General features: G+C 37.5%; 8 protein-coding genes and 1 tRNA gene. 5 read left to right on the top strand and 4 right to left on the bottom strand.

Annotated features, from left to right (window positions below; genetic code table 11):
• Positions 1 to 57 precede the first annotated feature (57 nt).
• The 5 genes from IEV85_RS07715 (at position 58) to IEV85_RS07695 (ending at position 15,217) form a co-directional block, all read left to right on the top strand.
• Positions 58 to 11,421: a PKD-like domain-containing protein gene (locus IEV85_RS07715; protein WP_188461930.1), complete on the top strand. Its 11,364-nt coding sequence runs from the start codon at positions 58 to 60 to the stop codon at positions 11,419 to 11,421.
• Positions 11,422 to 11,693: 272 nt separating this feature from the next.
• Positions 11,694 to 12,980: a citrate synthase gene (locus IEV85_RS07710; protein WP_188461927.1), complete on the top strand. Its 1,287-nt coding sequence runs from the start codon at positions 11,694 to 11,696 to the stop codon at positions 12,978 to 12,980.
• A gap of 80 nt (positions 12,981 to 13,060) precedes the next feature.
• Positions 13,061 to 13,321, top strand: a complete 261-nt coding sequence (locus IEV85_RS07705; RefSeq protein ID WP_188461925.1) for an acyl-CoA-binding protein — start codon at positions 13,061 to 13,063, stop codon at positions 13,319 to 13,321.
• Positions 13,322 to 13,337: 16 nt separating this feature from the next.
• Positions 13,338 to 14,537, top strand: a complete 1,200-nt coding sequence (locus IEV85_RS07700; RefSeq protein ID WP_188461922.1) for an aspartate aminotransferase family protein — start codon at positions 13,338 to 13,340, stop codon at positions 14,535 to 14,537.
• On the top strand, positions 14,537 to 15,217 hold the full coding sequence (locus IEV85_RS07695) for a hypothetical protein (protein ID WP_188461920.1): 681 nt from the start codon (positions 14,537 to 14,539) through the stop codon (positions 15,215 to 15,217). The genes IEV85_RS07700 and IEV85_RS07695 overlap by 1 nt, the downstream gene beginning before the upstream one ends.
• A gap of 45 nt (positions 15,218 to 15,262) precedes the next feature.
• On the opposite strand, the gene IEV85_RS07690 is transcribed toward IEV85_RS07695, so the two are convergent.
• From IEV85_RS07690 to IEV85_RS07675, 4 genes are all read right to left on the bottom strand, one after another.
• Positions 15,263 to 16,492 carry a cation:proton antiporter gene (locus IEV85_RS07690; RefSeq protein WP_188461918.1) on the bottom strand — a complete coding sequence of 410 codons (1,230 nt, stop codon included), beginning with the start codon at positions 16,490 to 16,492 and terminating at the stop codon, positions 15,263 to 15,265.
• 105 nt (positions 16,493 to 16,597) lie between these two features.
• Positions 16,598 to 18,073 carry a M61 family metallopeptidase gene (locus IEV85_RS07685; RefSeq protein WP_188461916.1) on the bottom strand — a complete coding sequence of 492 codons (1,476 nt, stop codon included), beginning with the start codon at positions 18,071 to 18,073 and terminating at the stop codon, positions 16,598 to 16,600.
• 243 nt (positions 18,074 to 18,316) lie between these two features.
• Entirely contained in the window at positions 18,317 to 19,774 is a 1,458-nt protein-coding gene (locus IEV85_RS07680) for an IS1182 family transposase (RefSeq protein ID WP_188461914.1), read from the bottom strand.
• Between the two features lie 277 nt (positions 19,775 to 20,051).
• Positions 20,052 to 20,122, bottom strand: a tRNA-Cys gene (locus IEV85_RS07675).
• Positions 20,123 to 20,299: the final 177 nt, after the last annotated feature.

The following is a 20,299-nucleotide window of genomic DNA, read 5'->3' as shown; positions in this document are numbered from 1 at the left end:
TCGCGTACGAAACACTTTTACAGAAATATTAACTTAATAGTACTACCTCTTATACTATTGCTGGCAGCAAATAGCAATAGTTTTGCCCAGGTAAATGTAACATCTGCAGGAAATTACAATTTCTGTATTAATGATGCTTATACCGTTATTTCAAATATTGTTATTAGTGAAACAGCGAGCGGAGATTTTGCGGATAATTCAACCTCACCTAAAACCTACATTCTTGCAGCTCCCTCCAACTTCCAATTTGATCCTGATTTCGGCTCTGTTTCAAATAGTGGTGATGATATAACTTTTATTGATATCGCAGTACAAACCAATCAGATAAGGGTTATTTATGTAGATGAAGGCAATAATGGAACTCAACTTGAATCTATTACTATTTCTGACATTCGTGTAAAGCCTATAAATACAGCTACCGGACCGATTGACCTGGTAAGAACAGGAGGAACAGCTAATCAGCTAGGAAATGCAATTGCAGATATACAAGAACATGCTACATTTCAAAGCTTTGCTGCACCTGTAGCCGGTACTGCAGAAAATACTACCATCTGTCAAACTGAAACAGCTTATGACCTGTTCAACGCTTTATCAGGAGAGCAAAGTGGTGGAGTCTGGACTGATGACGATGCAACAGGTCAATTGAATGCAAATTTATTCGATGCTAGTGGAGTGGTGCCCGGCACTTATAATTTCACTTATACAGTAACTTCATCTAATTGCCCAAGCGATAATGAAACTGTGACTATTACAGTTGAGGCTCCTGCATCTGCAGGAACAGCTACTAATAGGAATATTTGTATCACAAACGATAATTTCAATTTATTTACAACATTGACAGGCTTTTCAACAGGAGGAACCTGGTCAGATGATGATGGAACCGGAGCTTTACTAGGTAATACGCTTGATGCTACTGGTTTGACAGTAGCATCAAGCTATAACTTTACTTATACAGTAAATAAAGTAGCATGTTCAGATAGTGAAACAGTAACAATTACTATAACAGACACGAATAATGCCGGTACTGCACTATCACCAGTTTCAATTTGTGATACTGAAACAAATTTCGATCTTTTCTCCATGCTATCCGGTGAAGATGCAGGAGGAACCTGGAGCAATGATGACGGAGCCTCTGGTTTCTCAGGAAGCACCCTGGATGCAAGCAGTACCACACCAGGAACTTATAACTTTACCTATACCACAGCAACTACGGCTTGTGTAGAAGATAGTGAAACCATTTCTATAACAATAGAAAAATCACCAGAAGCCGGTAGTGCTACTAATACCACCATCTGTGAGTCAGAAACTTCATTTGATTTATTTTCTACGCTTACAGGATACGATACGGGTGGTACGTGGAATAATGATGACGGAGCTTCCGGCTTTAGTGGAAATACTCTGGATGCTTCCTCAGCAGGTTCCGGAACTTATAATTTCACTTACACAGTATCGGGAGCTACATGTGTTTCTGACTTTGTAACTGTAGCTATTACTATTGAAAACACATTAAGTGCCGGTAATGGTACTAATGCTCAAGTTTGCATAAATAGTACTTCTTTTAATTTATTTACTACTTTAGCTGACTATGACACTGGAGGGACATGGACCAACGATAGTGGAGCTAGCGGTTTTTCTGGTAATACATTTAATCCTTCTTTAAACGCAGCTGGGAACTATACTTTTACTTACACAGTGTCTGGAACCTCTTGCCCAAATTCATCAGAGGCAGTGGTGATTACTGTAAATGCTCTTCCTGACGCAAACATTTTGAATGAAGAAATCTGTGATGATGGAGTCGGATCAACCACAGAGAATACTTCAATTGATTTGGTAGCTCAGTATAATTCATTCATAACAACCGCAAATAACACCACCATTACCTGGCATGATAATAGTCCTCCTACTGCGGGTAACCAAATTGGTACATCCTCTACCTCAACTCCCACTATCACTGATGGAGCAACCTATTACGCAAAGATTATAGATAATTTAACCCTCTGCGAAAATGTAGGTTCAATCTCATTTAGTCTCAACCAACTTCCTACTGCTGTAAATAATTCTTACAACATATGTGAAAACTCAAGTGGATCTGGAGCAAGTTCTGTAAATCTATCAAATTACGAAAATGATGTTACGGCAGGTGCCTCTGATGTAAGCGTTGCGTGGTATAATGATGCTGCCCTAGATTATCCTGTATTTACACCTTCTAATCAGAGTGTTTCATCAGGTTCTGAATATTATGCTAAAATAAGCAATAACTCTACAGGATGTGAAAGCACAGCGAGAATAGACTTCACAGTAAATTCATTGCCTTCGGCACCTACTACCTCTACGGCTTACAATCCATTTTGTGTTGGGGATGATGATTCATCAAACTCTATTAGTGTCAGTGGGACTACTATAAAATGGTACTCAGATGATGCCTTATCAACTCAAGTGGCTACAGGTAATTCCCCTTCACTAGCTTCACTTGGAGTTAGCACTGGTTCTTCCGGAACATTTAAAAGATATGCTACACAAACTGATGGCAACAGTTGTGAAAGCCCTTATCTTGAAATAGATATTGAAATACTTGATGCCCCGGTATTTAGTCCTGTACCCTCCAATGTAATAGCTTGCTCAGGAGAGCTCATTAACATTGATTTCAATACAGTTTCAGGAGTTGATAACATTACCTGGACATCCGACAATACAGATGTAGGAAATCCGGATAATGGAACAGATAATATTAATTTTATCACTGCAAGTAATAATACATCAACTGATATAGTAACTACCATCACTGTATCAGCAGTTAATCAGGGATGTACGACTCCCGTAACCTCTTCTTTTACTATTACAATTAAGCCTACACCTGATATTCCTCCCTTTTTTACTCCTGCTTTAGTATGTGAAGACGAAACTAACTTTGATTTAACCTCAATTGATTTGAATGCTTCTCCAGCAGGTGGTACCTATACTTATTCCGGTTCCGGAGTTACAGGGGATATTTTTGATGCGTCAGCAACAGGACTAGGGGTGCAGGAAATTTCGGTTACCTATCAAAGCCCGGATGGATGCGTACTGGTAAAACCAATTAACCTGGTAGAAGTGATTGAGCTTCCATCAGCTACTGTCGATCCAACTGCAGAAATATGCTCTAATGGATCGTATGATCTTTCTAATGCTTCTCCTGCTGTTGCAAATAATGATGCAATTATATGGTCTACCTCTGGAGACGGGTCATTTAATGATACTTCATTATTAACACCAACTTATACTCCAGGTAGTAACGACAGGCTATCCGGAACAGTAACCTTAACTATAACAGCTACAGGAAATGCTTCCTGTAGTGATAGTTCTGACAATCTGGTTCTTTCTATCACCCCTGCACCTACAGCAGATGCTGGAATAGCTGGCGAAACATGCGTGAACACTGCTTTTACTGTTAATGATGCAGCGGTTACTAATCAAAATACTATTGCATGGACTCACAATGGTAATGGTTCAATTTCCAATGAAACTACAGACGCCCCTACTTATACTCCTGACCCCGCTGATGCAGGTAGTACCGTTACGCTTACTTTAACTGTAACCGGAAACGGATCTTGTGCCACTGTAACTGATACAAAAGCTATTTCTATCACCCCTGCACCTACGGCAGATGCTGGAATAGCTGGCGAAACATGCGTGAACACTGCTTTTACTGTTAATGATGCAGCGGTTACTAATCAAAATACTATTGCATGGACTCACAATGGTAGTGGTTCAATTTCCAATGAAACTACAGACGCCCCTACTTATACTCCTGACCCTGCTGATGCAGGTAATACCGTTACGCTTACTTTAACTGTAACCGGAAACGGATCTTGTGCCACTGTAACTGATACAAAAGCTATTTCTATCACCCCTGCACCTACGGCAGATGCTGGAATAGCTGCCGAAACATGCGTGAACACTGCTTTTACTGTTAATGATGCAGCGGTTACCAATCAAAATACTATTGCGTGGACTCACAATGGTAATGGTTCAATTTCCAATGAAACTACGGACGCCCCTACTTATACTCCTGACCCTGCTGATGCGGGTAATACCGTTACGCTTACTTTGACTGTAACCGGAAACGGATCTTGTGCCACCGTAACTGATACAAAAGCTATTTCTATCACTCCTGCACCTACGGCAGATGCTGGAATAGCTGGTGAAACATGTGTGAACACTGCTTTTACTGTTAATGATGCAGCGGTTACCAATCAAAATACTATTGCGTGGACTCACAATGGTAATGGTTCAATTTCAAATGAAACTACGGACGCCCCTACTTATACTCCTGACCCTGCTGATGCAGGTAATACCGTTACGCTCACTTTGACTGTAACCGGAAACGGGTCTTGTGCCACTGTAACTGATACAAAAGCTATTTCTATCACCCCTGCACCTACTGCAGATGCTGGAATAGCTGGTGAAACATGTGTGAACACTGCTTTTACTGTTAATGATGCAGCGGTTACCAATCAAAATACTATTGCATGGACTCACAATGGTAGTGGTTCAATTTCCAATGAAACTACAGACACCCCTACTTATACTCCTGACCCTGCTGATGCAGGTAATACCGTTACGCTTACTTTAACTGTAACAGGAAACGGGTCTTGTGCCACTGTAACTGATACAAAAGCTATTTCTATCACATCAGCCCCTACTGCAGATGCTGGAATAGCTGGTGAAACATGTGTGAACACTGCTTTTACTGTTAATGATGCAGCAGTTACTAATCAAAATACTATTGCATGGACTCACAATGGTAGTGGTTCAATTTCCAATGAAACTACGGATGCCCCTACTTATACTCCTGACCCTGCTGATGCAGGTAATACCGTTACGCTTACTTTAACTGTAACCGGAAACGGGTCTTGTGCCACTGTAACTGATACAAAAGCTATTTCTATCACCCCTGCACCTACTGCAGATGCTGGAATAGCTGGCGAAACATGCGTGAACACTGCTTTTACTGTTAATGATGCAGCGGTTACCAATCAAAATACTATTGCATGGACTCACAATGGTAGTGGTTCAATTTCCAATGAAACTACAGACGCCCCTACTTATACTCCTGACCCTGCTGATGCAGGTAATACCGTTACGCTTACTTTAACTGTAACCGGAAACGGGTCTTGTGCCACTGTAACTGATACAAAAGCTATTTCTATCACCCCTGCACCTACTGCAGATGCTGGAATAGCTGGTGAAACATGCGTGAACACTGCTTTTACTGTTAATGATGCAGCAGTTACTAATCAAAATACTATTGCGTGGACTCACAATGGTAGTGGTTCAATTTCCAATGAAACTACAGACGCCCCTACTTATACTCCTGACCCTGCTGATGCAGGTAATACCGTTACGCTTACTTTAACTGTAACAGGAAACGGGTCTTGTGCCACTGTAACTGATACAAAAGCTATTTCTATCACATCAGCCCCTACTGCAGATGCTGGAATAGCTGGCGAAACATGCGTGAACACTGCTTTTACTGTTAATGATGCAGCGGTTACCAATCAAAATACTATTGCATGGACTCACAATGGTAATGGTTCAATTTCCAATGAAACTACGGACGCCCCTACTTATACTCCTGACCCTGCTGATGCGGGTAATACCGTTACGCTTACTTTAACTGTAACCGGAAACGGGTCTTGTGCCACTGTAACTGATACAAAGTTATTAACAATTAATCCGCTACCATCTGCTATATCCAGATCTTATACTTACTGTGAAGATCTCTTAAATACAGGTACAGCAGAAATAGATTTAACTACTTTGCATACTGATCTTACTTCTGAATCACTAGGTTCGGTAGATATTTTCTGGTACACAAACAGCGGTTTAACTGTTTTAGTCAGTGACGAAACATCTGAAGAAGTAAGTAATGGAGCTACTTACTATGCTCAAATAATATTTCAGTCAACAGGATGTACTAATGTTTCTACAGTTGACTTTCAAATTGATGCCCAATCATTTGTTGATGCAGGATCCAATGAAGCAATTTGTGATGGAGAAGATTTAGACTTAAGTTTATCCTCTGTTACTCCAAGTGCACAAAATACTACTACCTACCAATGGACTAGCTCTGGAGACGGTACTTTTGATGACTCAAGCAAACTACAACCAGTTTATACACCCGGACCGAATGATTTAAGTAACAGCCCTATTACATTAACGCTTGAAGGAATTAGCAGCAATACCTGCTCAAACTTTACTGATGCAATGCAATTGACAATAAACCCAATTGCGGTAATTTCTCCAATAAGCGACATGTATCTATGTCCTGGTGAAAGCGAAAGTAGCATTACTTTCAGCGCTGATTTATCCGGAGGAAGCTTTAGCTGGTCAGTAACTAATTTTACTCAACTTGGTCTTTCTTCAGGCTCCGGAACAGGAAGTTTTCCTTCTTTTACGCCTCAACCAAATACTAGCGGTACTTCAGTTGCTTCAGTTGTAACTATTAATTATGAACTAAATAACTGTAATAGTGCCAGTGAAAGCTTCACTATTTTCACAAAACCAACTCCTGTTATTGATGATGTAAGCGATGTTAGTATTTGCCCCGGCGAATCTGTAAGTGTTAGCTTTAACGCAAATACTACCGGAGAAACTTTCTCCTGGAGCACGGATAATAATACAATTGGAGTTGGTCTGCTTTCAAGCGGTAGTGGAGATTTAAATTTTATTGCAGCCACAAATAATTCCGGCAGTCCTGTAGAGAGTAACTTTACCTACAGTGCTATTTTGGATGGTTGCTCAAGTATTACAAAAACATTCAAGGTTACTTTAAACCCCGATCCGGTTATAAACCCTGTAACGGACATGGAAGTCTGTTCTTTCGATCCTATTCAGACAAACTTCTCAAGTAATGTTGCAGGCACAACCTACAGCTGGACTAATGATAATACAAATACAGGTATAGCAGTCTCAGGAACAGGAGATATAAATATTAATGCCGCAGAAAATTTAACGGGTGTAGATCAGGTTAGCACCATTCAGGTAAAAGGTACAGCCAACTCATGCGAAGGGGATGTAGAAACTTTTACAATAACAGTGAAGCCTAAACCTATTTTAGCCACTGTTACGGACATTAATGCTTGTGCGGGAGATCTAATTTCTGAAATTGAATTCAGTGATAACTCATCTGGCAACAGTACTATTTCATGGACAGCTACTAACTCAGCAAATATTGGGTTATCCGTTAATTCTGGCACGGGAAGTATCCCTCAATTTACAATGGCTGCCAACAATACAACAAATACTATTACTTCTGTTGTTACAGTAACAAGTACCTGGGAAGGTTGTGAGAGTGACCAATTAATTTTCAGAATTCGTTTGAAGCCTACACCGTTGATGAATCCTGTGGCTGATAAAGTGGCTTGTGGTACTGATATGATTACGACTACTTTTAGCAATAGTCTGGGAGCCAGTTCAAGTTACAGCTGGACAAATGATAATACCGCCATTGGTCTAGCTGCTTCGGGCACTGGAAATTTAAATTTTTCTGCTGCTACCAATACTACTGGTGTGCCCATTGAAGCTAATATAGCAGTAGTTGCTCTTAATAATGGATGTACTGGTCCTTCAGAAGTATTTAAAATTACTGTTAATCCAACTCCACAAATTTCACCAATAGCTGATCTTGAAGTCTGCTCAGAAGAATTTGTTTCTATTCCATTCAACATTGATTTATCAGGTACAACTTTAAGTATCTCTAATTCAAATTCTGCAATAGTAACTAATGCTCCTGTAATTAATGGAAACGCTATTGAGTTTACTACTGCCATCAATACTACTGGTTCAGACTTAACGGGTACATTCGTATTGTCATCTACAAAAGCTGGTTGTGTTGGTACTGAAAGTTTTATAGTAACGCTGAAGAACAAACCTGTGGTAAATTCGCAATCAGATGAAGCAGAACTATGTGCAGGAACTAAAACTAGTCAACGTAATTTTTCACATAGTAGTGGCTCAGGAACATTTACCTGGCAGGTTACTGAACCATCTCTTTTCGTTAGCTCTACTCCTCTTTCCGGTTCAGGTAATTTCCCTGGTTTCCATTTAGCAGAGAATTTAACCGGAGAGAAAATTAGTGGATATATAAAGTATTTCAGTACTAGTAATGGATGCTTAAGTGAAGCAGACTCTTTTAAGATTACATTGAAACCTTCACCTGTAAGCTTAGTAAAAGACACCGTTTTCTGTGCAGGTGATTTTGTTAATTATGAATTCTTTGCGAATACTTCAGGAGATGAAACTTATTACTGGACAAACATCAGTGGAAACACAACTATAGGTATCAACAATCTAACAGGCAGCACAAACGATAAAATAACCCCTAACGATTTTCAGGTTCTCAACAATGATCCTTTAAATGATAATGTAGCTGTTTTTGAAGTATATGCTGTAAAAGATGGATGTGCAGGCCCCGTTGAAACCTTTGAGATTAGAGTAAAACCAAGACCTGTACTATCTTCATCTCTTAATTATAACCCCACAATTTGTTCAGGAGATAATTTCAACTTCTCTCCTCAGGCAAATTTAAGCAATACTGTTTTTGAATGGGAGTTAATTTCTCTTCCGGATTCTGTATCAGGCGCCACCGCTTTAGGAACTGGGGATATTAATCTTGTTTCAGTAGCGAATACCTCATCCACTACAAAAACAATTGTATACCGTATAACACCCTATAATGAGAGATGTGAAGGCACTTCAAGGAATTTGAGCATTACAGTCTACCCTGAAATAAATTTTTCATCGGATATACCTAATACTGTACTTGTTTGCACAGGCTCAGCTTTTACAATACCTCTTTCTACACAGAATAATCTGCAAAATATAATCTATAAATGGACTGTATCTTCAAATTCAGCGGGAGCCGTTAACGGACAGGGAAGTGAAGTAGGTGGTGTGCTATCCAACTCTAAACCATTTCCACAGAGAGATACTGTTATTTATACAATAACACCTACTTTAAATGACGGAATATGTATTGGCCCCTCAAAAGACGTTAGGGTAATAGTTAAAGCAGAAGAAAGGTTCAGGATTGATGATAGAGAACAAGGAAACAACATAATTTGTGCATCAAATATTGTTAATCTTAATTTCATTAATACAGGAGGAGGCACTTTTTCGGGTTCCGGTGTATCACAGCAAGGTGCTCAATGGATATTCAATCCCAGATTACCAGGAGTGACTGAAAAAACGTTGGTTACCTACTCTGTTGAAGACCCTGTTTTAAATTGTATTTCTGTTTATACCGATACAATTACAGTAATCCCTTCACCTACACTTCAGTTTACATATGAAAATGATTGCGATGTCAAAAACCGTATAATTTTTAACTATGATGGTAGCAGCTATAAGACTGCCAATGACTCCATTATTGAAGTGAGATGGATGGACCTTATTGGGAATACCAGTTTGATAGAGGGGAATAATGTGACTTTTAAACAAGCTGGAAGAAACGAAATCACACTTGAAGTTGTAACCGCTTTAGGCTGTAGCTTTAGACGCACAGTAAATATTGAAGTAGGAAATATTGATCGTACAGATTTTAGCTTTACAGAACCTATTACTAGTGAGACTGGTTCTTCAAATGGCACTCAGTTCACCTCTGAAATACAATTAAGTGGGAATGTTGAGATTCAAGAGTATCTTTGGAATTTTGACGATCCCAACTCAGGTTCCTTTAATAGTTCTAATTTGCAAAATCCGCAACATAATTTTGAAGAGGACAGACGATATAATGTCAGCCTTATAATTACCGCTGCAATTAAAGATGGCAATACCATAGTTGGAATATGCTATGATACAATAGTTAAAAATGTTGATGTTGTTAATTCAGTTTTAAGATATCCCTATTTTGAAGATTTTGAGAATGGGCCCGGAGGATGGAATACCGAGGCTGCGGATATAGAACAAAACTCCTCATGGACTTATATTGAAGTTGGAAACCCTTTTGAAAGTGAGAAAAACACTTCAAAATACTGGGGCACTATGATTAACGCAAACTCGGCCGGTTACCAAAAAGATGAAAATTCATATCTGAACATAGCCAATTTCAATCTTGATACACTTGATAAGCCAATGCTTTCCTTCGATATGTATCTTGATATAGAGGAACTAAACAGATCTGGTGCTATTTTAGAATACTCATCAGGAAGTGAAGGTTGGAAGCCTCTTGGAAAAATTGATGATCCTATTAATTGGTATAATAATATCACCACTTTTGCCAGAATTGGAGGTGCATCCAATGAACAGCAATATGCCTGGTCGGCCTCCCAAAATGAGAATTGGCAATGGGTAAGAGTAGCCTATCCATTAGATGAGCTAAAAACTTTATCAAGTATATCATTAAGGTTTAATTTCTTAGGTTTTACAAATGAAAGCTCCAGGGGAATGGCTATTGATAATTTCTACTTGGGCGAGAGAAGTAAAAATGTATTACTTGAGTTATTTACAAATACCAATAGTGCTGACTTTAATCAAACCATAAATACGGTAGAATCCTTATGCGATACCGCTGTATACGCTCAGGATATAATAAAGCTGGAGTTCCACACTTCCTACCCTTTCCCTGATGAAGTTAATAAGAATAATCGTTCTCAACTAGATTCCAGAACCGATATTTATGGAATCAGTGAATCTTCACAAATAGTAGTAGATGGAAATGTGATTGAGGGAACAATTACCTCTGGTGAGAATAGGAAACAAATAATTAAGCAGTCATTACTTTATTCCCTTGTTGATTCATTAGTACAAATAAAAGTAAATGTTCTCAACTCCAATGAACATACAGTTAAATTCAATGCGGATATAACCATAGATACCTCCATTACTAATAAAGAAGACCTGGCTATTTATCATTTTATAGTTGAGAAGCAAATGAGTCTGAATGGTACAGAATTAACAAATGTGGCAGTTCAGACCCTACCTGATATTTCCGGAGAAATGCTTTTAGGCACTGAAAACTCATTAATTAAAGATTACAGCTGGAACGTAAATTCAATATTTACGGGTGATTTAGGTATTGTTACACTTGTCCAAAACCTTAATACAAATGAAATACTCCAAACTGCTTATACTACTGTAGAAGAGCCGAAAGTTTCTGGTGCAGTATTGAGCAACCTTTCAAAGTTTAGTATTTCGGAAATAAAGATATACCCCAATCCATCCAAAGACATCTTCTATCTGGAAAGTCCGTCCGGTAATGCAGGTGAAATCTCTTACCTAGTTTTAGATAATACAGGCAAAATTGTAAAAAATAATACACTCAACAGAGATGAAAGAACTCATTCCCTTTCAATGAATGGATTTAGTACAGGCGTATACTATATTGTATTCAAAGACCATACAGGCAATATTTCCATGAAAAAATTAGTGCTGGTAGATTGACCCATTTAAACTTCTGAACCTATTAAGTGGATTATCAGAAAAATACCAAAAGAAATTACATTACAATCTGAAAAAAGTAATAACTGAAAATGTAATTAGTCGTTATATTATTTAATTAATGTAAAAACAACTGTCTGAAATTTGAGTTAAGATAAAAATAAGATTACTTATTGATCATAATCAAAACTCTGTTTCAAAACAGCGATTTTTTACTTAATTTCGAGAAATCAAAGTAAATGTTTCTAACATCAAAATAATATAATTTAATATACATGTCAGATCAAGCAAAATTAACGTACGGAGGAAAAGAATACACTTTATCTGTAGTTGAAGGTACTGAAAAGGAAAAAGCAGTTGATATCAGCAAATTAAGAGCGGAGAGTGGCCTTATCACTATAGATCCCGGCTTCAAAAACACAGGTTCTACTAAGAGTGCAATCACTTTTTTGGATGGTGAGGAAGGGATTTTACGCTACAGAGGTTATTCAATAGAAGACCTTGCCGAAAAATCAACATTCCTTGAAGTTTCTTACCTTTTAATCTACGGGGAATTACCTTCATCTGATCAGTTAGAAAATTTTCAAAAAACAATTACTACTCATACATTAGTTCATGAGGATATCAAAACTATTTTAGATGGTTTCCCATCAAATGCCCATCCTATGGGAGTTTTATCCTCTCTTGTTTGTTCACTTACTGCTTTTTATCCTGAATCTCTTGATCCTAACAGATCTTCTGAAGCAGTAGATTTAAGCATTATAAGAATATTGGCTAAAATGCCAACTTTTGCTGCCTGGGCTTATAAAAATCAGGTGGGACATCCTGTGAACTATCCTGATAATGAGTTAGATTACTGCTCTAACTTTCTTAAAATGATGTTCGCCTTACCGGCTGAAAGATATAAGGCTAATCCGGTTGTAGCACGTGCACTAGACCAGCTGTTGATACTTCATGCAGATCATGAGCAGAACTGTTCTACATCTACAGTACGAATTGTAGGAAGCTCTCAGGCTAGTTTATACGCTTCAATCTCTGCTGGTATTAATGCTCTATGGGGGCCTTTACATGGTGGTGCCAATCAGGCAGTATTAGAAATGCTGGAAGAAATTCAAGAGGCAGGTGGAGATACAGCAAAGTTTATTGAGAAAGCCAAGGATAAGAATGATCCATTCAGATTAATGGGATTTGGCCATAGGGTTTATAAGAACTTTGATCCTAGAGCTAAAATTATCAAAAAAGCTGCTGATGATGTGTTAGAACAATTAGGGGTAAACGATCCGTTGTTAGACATCGCTAAAGAACTGGAGAGAATCGCATTAAGTGATGAATATTTCGTAGAGAAAAAGCTTTATCCAAATGTGGATTTCTATTCAGGAATTATCTACAGAGCTATGGGAATTCCGACAGAAATGTTTACTGTTATGTTCGCTATAGGCCGATTACCAGGTTGGATTGCTCAGTGGAAAGAGATGAGAGAAAATAATGAGCCAATTGGCCGTCCGCGACAAGTTTACACAGGTTACAATCACCGACCTTACGAGGAAACCAGCAAAAGATAAAAAAAATCTCAAACAATATTTTAAAAGTCAATCTATTCTATTAGGTTGGCTTTTTTATTTTTAAGAATTCATTAAAGCAAATGACACTACAGGAAGAATTTAAAAATGCAGCAGAACGTTCCAAAACAGACATAAAGGAACGACCATCAAATGAAGATTTACTAAAGCTTTATGCGTTATACAAGCAAGCAGACGAAGGTGATGTAAGTGGAGAAAGACCGGGAGGTTTTGACTTCAAAGCCATCGCAAAGTATAATGCCTGGGAAGAAATAAAAGGTAAACCAAAAGAGGATGCTATGCGAGAATATATTGACCTCGTAAATAAATTAGCTTCGAAATAATTAAGATTCATTTATCGTGTCACATTCTTCAGCTCAGAGAATATTTCTTGACCATATCGGCCAGACAACTCCTTTTCCCTTTCTACTTGAAATAGAAAAGGCGGAAGGCATTTACCTTTATGAACCTTCCGGCAAATCTTATATGGATTTAATATCCGGTGTGGGGGTAAGTGCTTTAGGCCATAAACACCCTAAAGTTATTGAGGCTATCAAAAAGCAAGTAGACAATCATCTTCATGTGATGGTATATGGAGAGTTTGTACAGTCTGCTTCTAACGAGCTGGCTGAAATACTTGTAAAGCATCTTCCAGAAACCCTGAACTGTGTTTACTTTACTAATAGTGGAACAGAATCCATTGAAGGAGCTTTAAAATTAGCTAAACGCTATACAGGACGGACAGAAATGATTTCTTTCCGAGGTGCTTATCATGGAAGCACACATGGTGCACTGAGTGTTTCCGGAAATGAAAAAAAGAAGTATGCCTTTAGGCCATTGCTTCCTGATATTAAATTTATTACTCATAATGATCTGAATGATCTGAATGAAATTACCGAACGAACGGCCTGTGTAATTCTGGAAACGATACAAGGGGATGCAGGTGTACGAATACCTGACAAATCTTATATGCAGGCGCTACGAAAAAAGTGTACTGACACAGGCACCATGCTTATTTTTGACGAGATACAATCTGGCATGGGTCGCACAGGCAAGCTCTTCGCATTTGAGCATTTTGATGTTGTTCCTGATATCTTATGTACTGCAAAAGCATTAGGAGGCGGTTTACCTCTAGGTGCCTTCATTGCCGAAAGAGAAATAATGCGACATTTCACCTTTAACCCCATGTTAGGGCATATAACTACATTTGGAGGAAATCCCGTTGCTTGTGCTGCAGCGGTTGCTACTTTACAAGTACTTACTGAAGATGGATTGCTTGAAACTGTTGAAGAAAAAGGTGCACTATTTGAAAATTTAATCCAACACCCCTCTATTAAGGAGGTAAGAAGAAAAGGTCTTTTATTTGCGTTTGAGTTTGAAACGGAAGAAGAAGTAATGAAAATTGTTGAAGAATGTTTAAAACAAGGAGTTATATGCTTCTGGTTTTTATCCTGTCCTAATAGCTTCAGAATTGCCCCTCCCCTTACTATTAGTCATGAAGAAATTAAAATTGCATGTAAAGTAATTAATGAGTCCATTTTAAAAGCACATACACAATAATGAACTCACCTACGAGTAAACTAATTGACCTACAAAATATAGCCCAGGTTGCCAGCAACCTGAAGACGGCATTTTCATTTAATTTTGATACTGAAAAGCATCGTTTTATATTTCAATTAGATAAAAGCAATGAGTTTTATTTACGCTTACCATTACCTGTTACGCTTACCAAATTGAGTAAGGAAATTGAGTTAGATGATTTAGATTTAACGTATATTATTGCTATTATCCAATCTGGTAGTGCTGCTCTGGCATACTGTGAAGGCCTGCAAATAATAGAACATAAAGTATTTAAAGCCTATATGGTTAGGAAAAAGCAGGGAAAAAGTCAGCTAAAATATTTAAAGACGAAAGGAAAGTCGAAAGCAGGTTCAAGGGTAAGGTTAAGTAATACAGAACATTTTTTCGATGAAATAATAGAGAAAATGAATGATTGGCTAAGCTATTTTGAGGTAGAAAGTATAGCCATGAGCCTTAATAAAACGCTTATCCCTTATTTTTTTCATAAAGACAACACGGTTTTAGATAAAGGAGATGAACGTATTTTTAAAATCCCTAAGCATATAGAAGAACCCTCTTTTGAGAATTTACTTAAAATTCATTCTTATCTTCTTCAGGGCGAAATCACTTACCCCAAAGTTCATGAAGAAATGATTGAGACCATCATCTATAAAGACTAACCTACCTTTTGTTCATATAAAATTGATGCCCAGTTTAAGAAAAATTCAGTTTGTCTTCAGATTATGATATAATTTTTCAAAAGGTATGCTTGTAATACCATGGACAATTGTAGAAGAGAATACTATTAAGCTGGTGATAGTCCATATTTCATCAATTCCAGTCTGCTTGGCAGAAAAAACAGCATAAAACAATGCTGCTACTCCTATTGGGCCAAACCAACCCATCACTAAAATATCATACAATTTACCTTTGTATTGGGAAAAAAACGGCTTCATTAACAGAAAACCAGGCACCCTTCTTAGCAACAAAATTAAAGCGGCTATTACAACCGCAGACCATCCCAATTCACCCCACTCCTGCCAGGGAATAAATAGTCCAAATAGAAAAAATATGGGGATAGTAACTAGGCGTTCCAGTGATTCCTGAACCCTCTCTTCTTTAAGGTCTTCATTTTCCTCCAAATGTCGGGAGAAGGCCAGGCCTCCTATAAAAACACCAATAATTCCATTCATCTGCAATGACTCTAGCCCTGAAAGTAGTAGTAAAGCCAAACCTATAGAGAAAGAAATTAAAGATTTGTTAGTCATATATCCTTTTACATGTGTTTTGTGCATCAATAGTCCCGCAAAATGACCTACTATAAATGCTACAATACCGGCAAGAACTGTTTCATACAGAATTGATCGACTTAGCCATTCGGAAAGAGGAAAATCATTTCCTTTAAAAAGGAATACTGAAAAAAGTACGATAGGGTAAGCTAAACCATCATTAGCACCTGATTCAAAAGAAATAGTATGGCGAACTGATTCAGGGAGAAATTTTTCAGCCATTTTTCCGCTTAATATAGTGGAAGATATCACAGGGTCTGTGGGAGTAATAACAGCCCCTATAATAATACACTCTGTGAAAGAAAGAGTGTCAGCCCCAACCACCCAATAAAGAATAGCAGCGCTAGCAATCCACATCAGAACCATGCCAAAAAAAACCAGTGAAGACAGCATTCTTAATTTTCTTCTAATAAAATCTACTGGTATTCGTAATGCAGTAGACATTAATGCCATGGCAATTGTAATTTTACATGCTAACTCCAGAATGTGATTGCGTTCTTCAGAAGAAACAGTATGAAAGACATCTAAAAGCTGAGGACCCAAAAGTACCCCAGCCAACATTGCTAACAAGGGCTGTGTAAGAAGTAAATTTTGAATAGGTTTAACTACAGTTGCAGCTGCTACAGTAAAAAGGCTGATAAAAAAAATAACCAACATTAAATCCATGTACACCTAAAGCTTTTAAATGTGCACGAAGTTATTCAAAGGTTGGTTTCATCTAATTGATAATCTTGTGATTACATAATTCTACCAGATGATGGAAAAATGTGCTTATAAACCTTCTCCAGGTAATCGATTTAAGGTAATTTCGTCATTTTCTTTAGAAAAATATTGTGGTAGCGCTTTAGGAAAGTCAATTGGACTACCTTGTTCAATGAACTCGTTAAAATCGTTTAAAGCACTGGCATCTAAATATTCGAGAAGAACTTCAGCAAAGGTAGATGTATCTAAACGGAAGGAACCATTCTTTTCAGCTTCATTCAATAAATCAAGCATGAGATTATCTAAGCTTTTTGTACTGTTATACTGCTCATTAATCTTGTAATCTAAAAGAAGGGCATATAGAAAGCCTCTTCTGTAAGGAAGTTTTTGATAATTTCTATCACTCCAGAACTTATCGTAAGTAATTTCATTATTAGTTATTGAATTCACAGGAGAAAGTTGATGAGGAATAATAAACTCAGATATAACTAGTTTTTTCAATTCTGAAGATGTTAATAATCCATTTTTGTTCATTAACTTGTAGGCATAATACTCTGTAAATCCCTCACTAAACCAATATTGCTTTTCTTCAGACTTATTTTTAATTTTCTGACCTATCCATCTGTGAAGAAATTCGTGGTTATATAACCAGCTTACTCGTTCCATTTCTATGCCGGGATTGTTGGAAGCAAATGATATAAATGAGTTAGTAAGTCCACTACCACCGACTGAATAAGATTTAGAGGTTTCCGTCCATTCCTCATATGTTGGTAACAAACTAACTGAAAAGTCATATGCAAAACTCTCATTCCAAAATGCAAGCTGAGCTTTAACAGTCTTTTCCAGCATATTAAAAATAGAATCTTCAGAGATATTTAACCATTTACCTCGTGTGATAAAAAACACGCTTTTTCCATCAGTTTTAAACTCTCTTCTCCGAAAGTCTCCTCCCAAAAAGAAAGTTCCATAAAGCTCTTCTCTGGTAAGATGAGCCTCCATCTCAGTACTTTCTCCTAAGCTACTATGAAACAATTCAGCATCATATTGATTGATGTATTTTATATGGAGATGAGCCTTCTTTTCATCATTTGGAAAAATTTGTACCGGATAAATAAAAAGTCTCATCCCTAAAATATGGAAATAAGTATTTTGGATGATTGGCCTGTAGCGATGGTAATTTTTTACAGAATCATCAAAATCCTGCTGTATAGTATACCTTACAGTAAGTTGCTGATTAGGCTTGGCATTAATTACTATCTGGCTACTATCCGGCAAAAAATGTATTATTCTTGCTTTAGGCTCTACGCTCAGGCTCTTTATACATCTGAAAAGAGCTGTATCTCCCCATGACTCGTTTTCATATCTTAAAATCAGATTCCCCTTTTTATCGGTTTTGTAAATAAATGAAACATTTAATTGTTGGTTATCCTGATAATCAGGCACTATTGTATAAGTTATTTCGGACTGCTTTTTTTCTTGAGAATGTACAGCATCAATTAAAAACAAGCTGCTAATAAAAGCTGAAAGGAAAAGTAAGGATCGCATTTCTTAATTATTTTAAACTAAAAAGGTGACGCTCAAAAACCAGAATAGTTACACATGAAAAAGAAGATTATTTAAATTAAATAATAGATATGAGATGAAGGTATAAAAAAACCACTACTGATTTTTCACAACAGGAAGTTAAAAAAAGTGAGGTCACGAGCGGATTGTGGCTGTTGCACAACTACCTTTTATAAAAGTTAAAACTACAACTCATTTCTGGATAATTTCCGTTTTTGAACCCTGTTATAAGTAGGGACTTCTCATTACTGAAAAAACAGATGAGAATTGACTTATTTTATTGTTTATCCTGTCAATTAAACTCTTTCTTGACCAATTAGGAGCCTGTAGTGGTTTAAATTTGATAAGTTTTTTAAGGTTATAGGCAATCGCTGACATAAGTAGACATTTATTGGCATTAGATAATCCCTTAGTATTCAGTTTTTTCATGTTCAAGTAATTGACAAGGGTACCTATTATAACAGGCTCGACAGTACTATGCCTTAGTTTTTTCATTCTTTGACCTTTTCTACTTTTAACCCGATGTTCCATTTGCATGAACAGTGGCCTTGACAGCGTTTCAGTAATCATTTTCTGGTTTGATTTTCCAATACAGGACAATCGTTTTGGACAATCTCTGCAGTCGGATGCTTTGCTCAGGTATTGCTTGCTTATTGAATGATTCTTTTTTATCCCTCTGTATTTAAGTTGCTTACCTTGAGAACACACATAATGGTCGTGTTCTTCATTATAAATAAACCCTTCCCTTTCTGGCTTAAAACCTCCGAAATTGGGGATATAGCCCTTCAATTCCATCTTTTCCATTTTTTCGAGGGATTCGGTACTGCTATAGTTTGTATCTGCTAAAACTTCTTCCATTATCAAGCCTTCCCTGCCAAGATTGTCCACAGTCTGGTCAAGTACTTCCCCTAAACATTGGCTATCCCTCTTATCAGCATGAAATGCCTGGGCATGGGTGATTACATGACTTCCCGTATCAACACTAACTTGTCCTAAATAGCTTAATAGATAGGGTTTGCCGGGTTTGGTTGCTATACGTGAATCGGGATCGGAGGGGCTGTAATGGGTTTTATTGTTGCGCTTTTGCCTTTTACCAAAACGTTCATCTTTTGATTTTACAATGGGCATTGTTCTAGTTTTCCCATCATTATCATCTTCATTGTCTTTTAGTTCTGAGCTATATGTGGCCGCATCGGCCAGAATTTCCTTTTCAAGTAGGCTTTCCATAGAAGCATTGGCCTTGATAAGTACACTATCTACTGCTTGTCGTCTTCCTGAAAGCATTCCTTTATGGATACACTGCTTCAATACTTCCTGGAACAAACTCAAAAAAACATTTTCACCATATAATTTTCTGGTTCTGCTCAAAGTACTGTGCCATGGAAGAGGTTCATCAATATCATAACCTATAAAAAATAATACATCCATCCTCATGGAAGCTGATTGAATAATTTTCCGGTCAGAAGTGATGTTTTCCAGATATCCAACTAACATCAATTTAAAGAAAACAACAGGGTCAACGCTTGCTTGCCCTTCCTTACCATAATAAGGTGCTGTTGCCCGATATAAAAAATGAAAATCAATGAGTTTTAATATCTGGCGGTATATATTTTCCTCCGGAACCCGGTCAGATAATTGAAACGAGGTGAACAATTTCTCTTGATAGTTTTTTCTTCCTTGCATGGCATAATATACCAAAATAAAATAACATAAAAAACTGATAATCAAATTATTACATGTAAATTATAAGGTATTTCTATCATTTTTAATTCGCAACATTCGAGTTGTGCAACAGCCACGGATTGCTCGTACCCGCAAAAAGGCATGCCGCACTTAAAACCCCTCGCGAAGCAAAGTCTTAAAGACTTGCTTTCGAACCTGCGGTTCTCATCCGTTCAGAAAATTTATACACAAAAAAACCCCCTACTGATTTTACACAATAGGAGGTTAAAAAAAAGTGAGGTCACGAGCGGATTCGAACCGCTGTAAATGGTTTTGCAGACCACTGCCTAGCCACTCGGCCACGTGACCGTTTCATATTTGCGATTGCAAAAATAGGGATATTCCGCGGCTCTTCAAACACTAAACTTAAATATTATCTAAAAATTTCCTGATGCCTCTATAGCTAGTTCAAATCTCTCAGGAAATCTTCCATAAAAAAAGCCATTCCACAATCTGTGGAATGGCTTTAGCTATTATTTAAAAACA

Origin of the sequence: Marivirga lumbricoides (genome assembly GCF_014636295.1) — a bacterium.
Classification (GTDB): domain Bacteria; phylum Bacteroidota; class Bacteroidia; order Cytophagales; family Cyclobacteriaceae; genus Marivirga; species Marivirga lumbricoides.
Note: the sequence above shows the minus strand (reverse complement) of the source record. Positions and strands in the feature narration are given on the sequence as shown.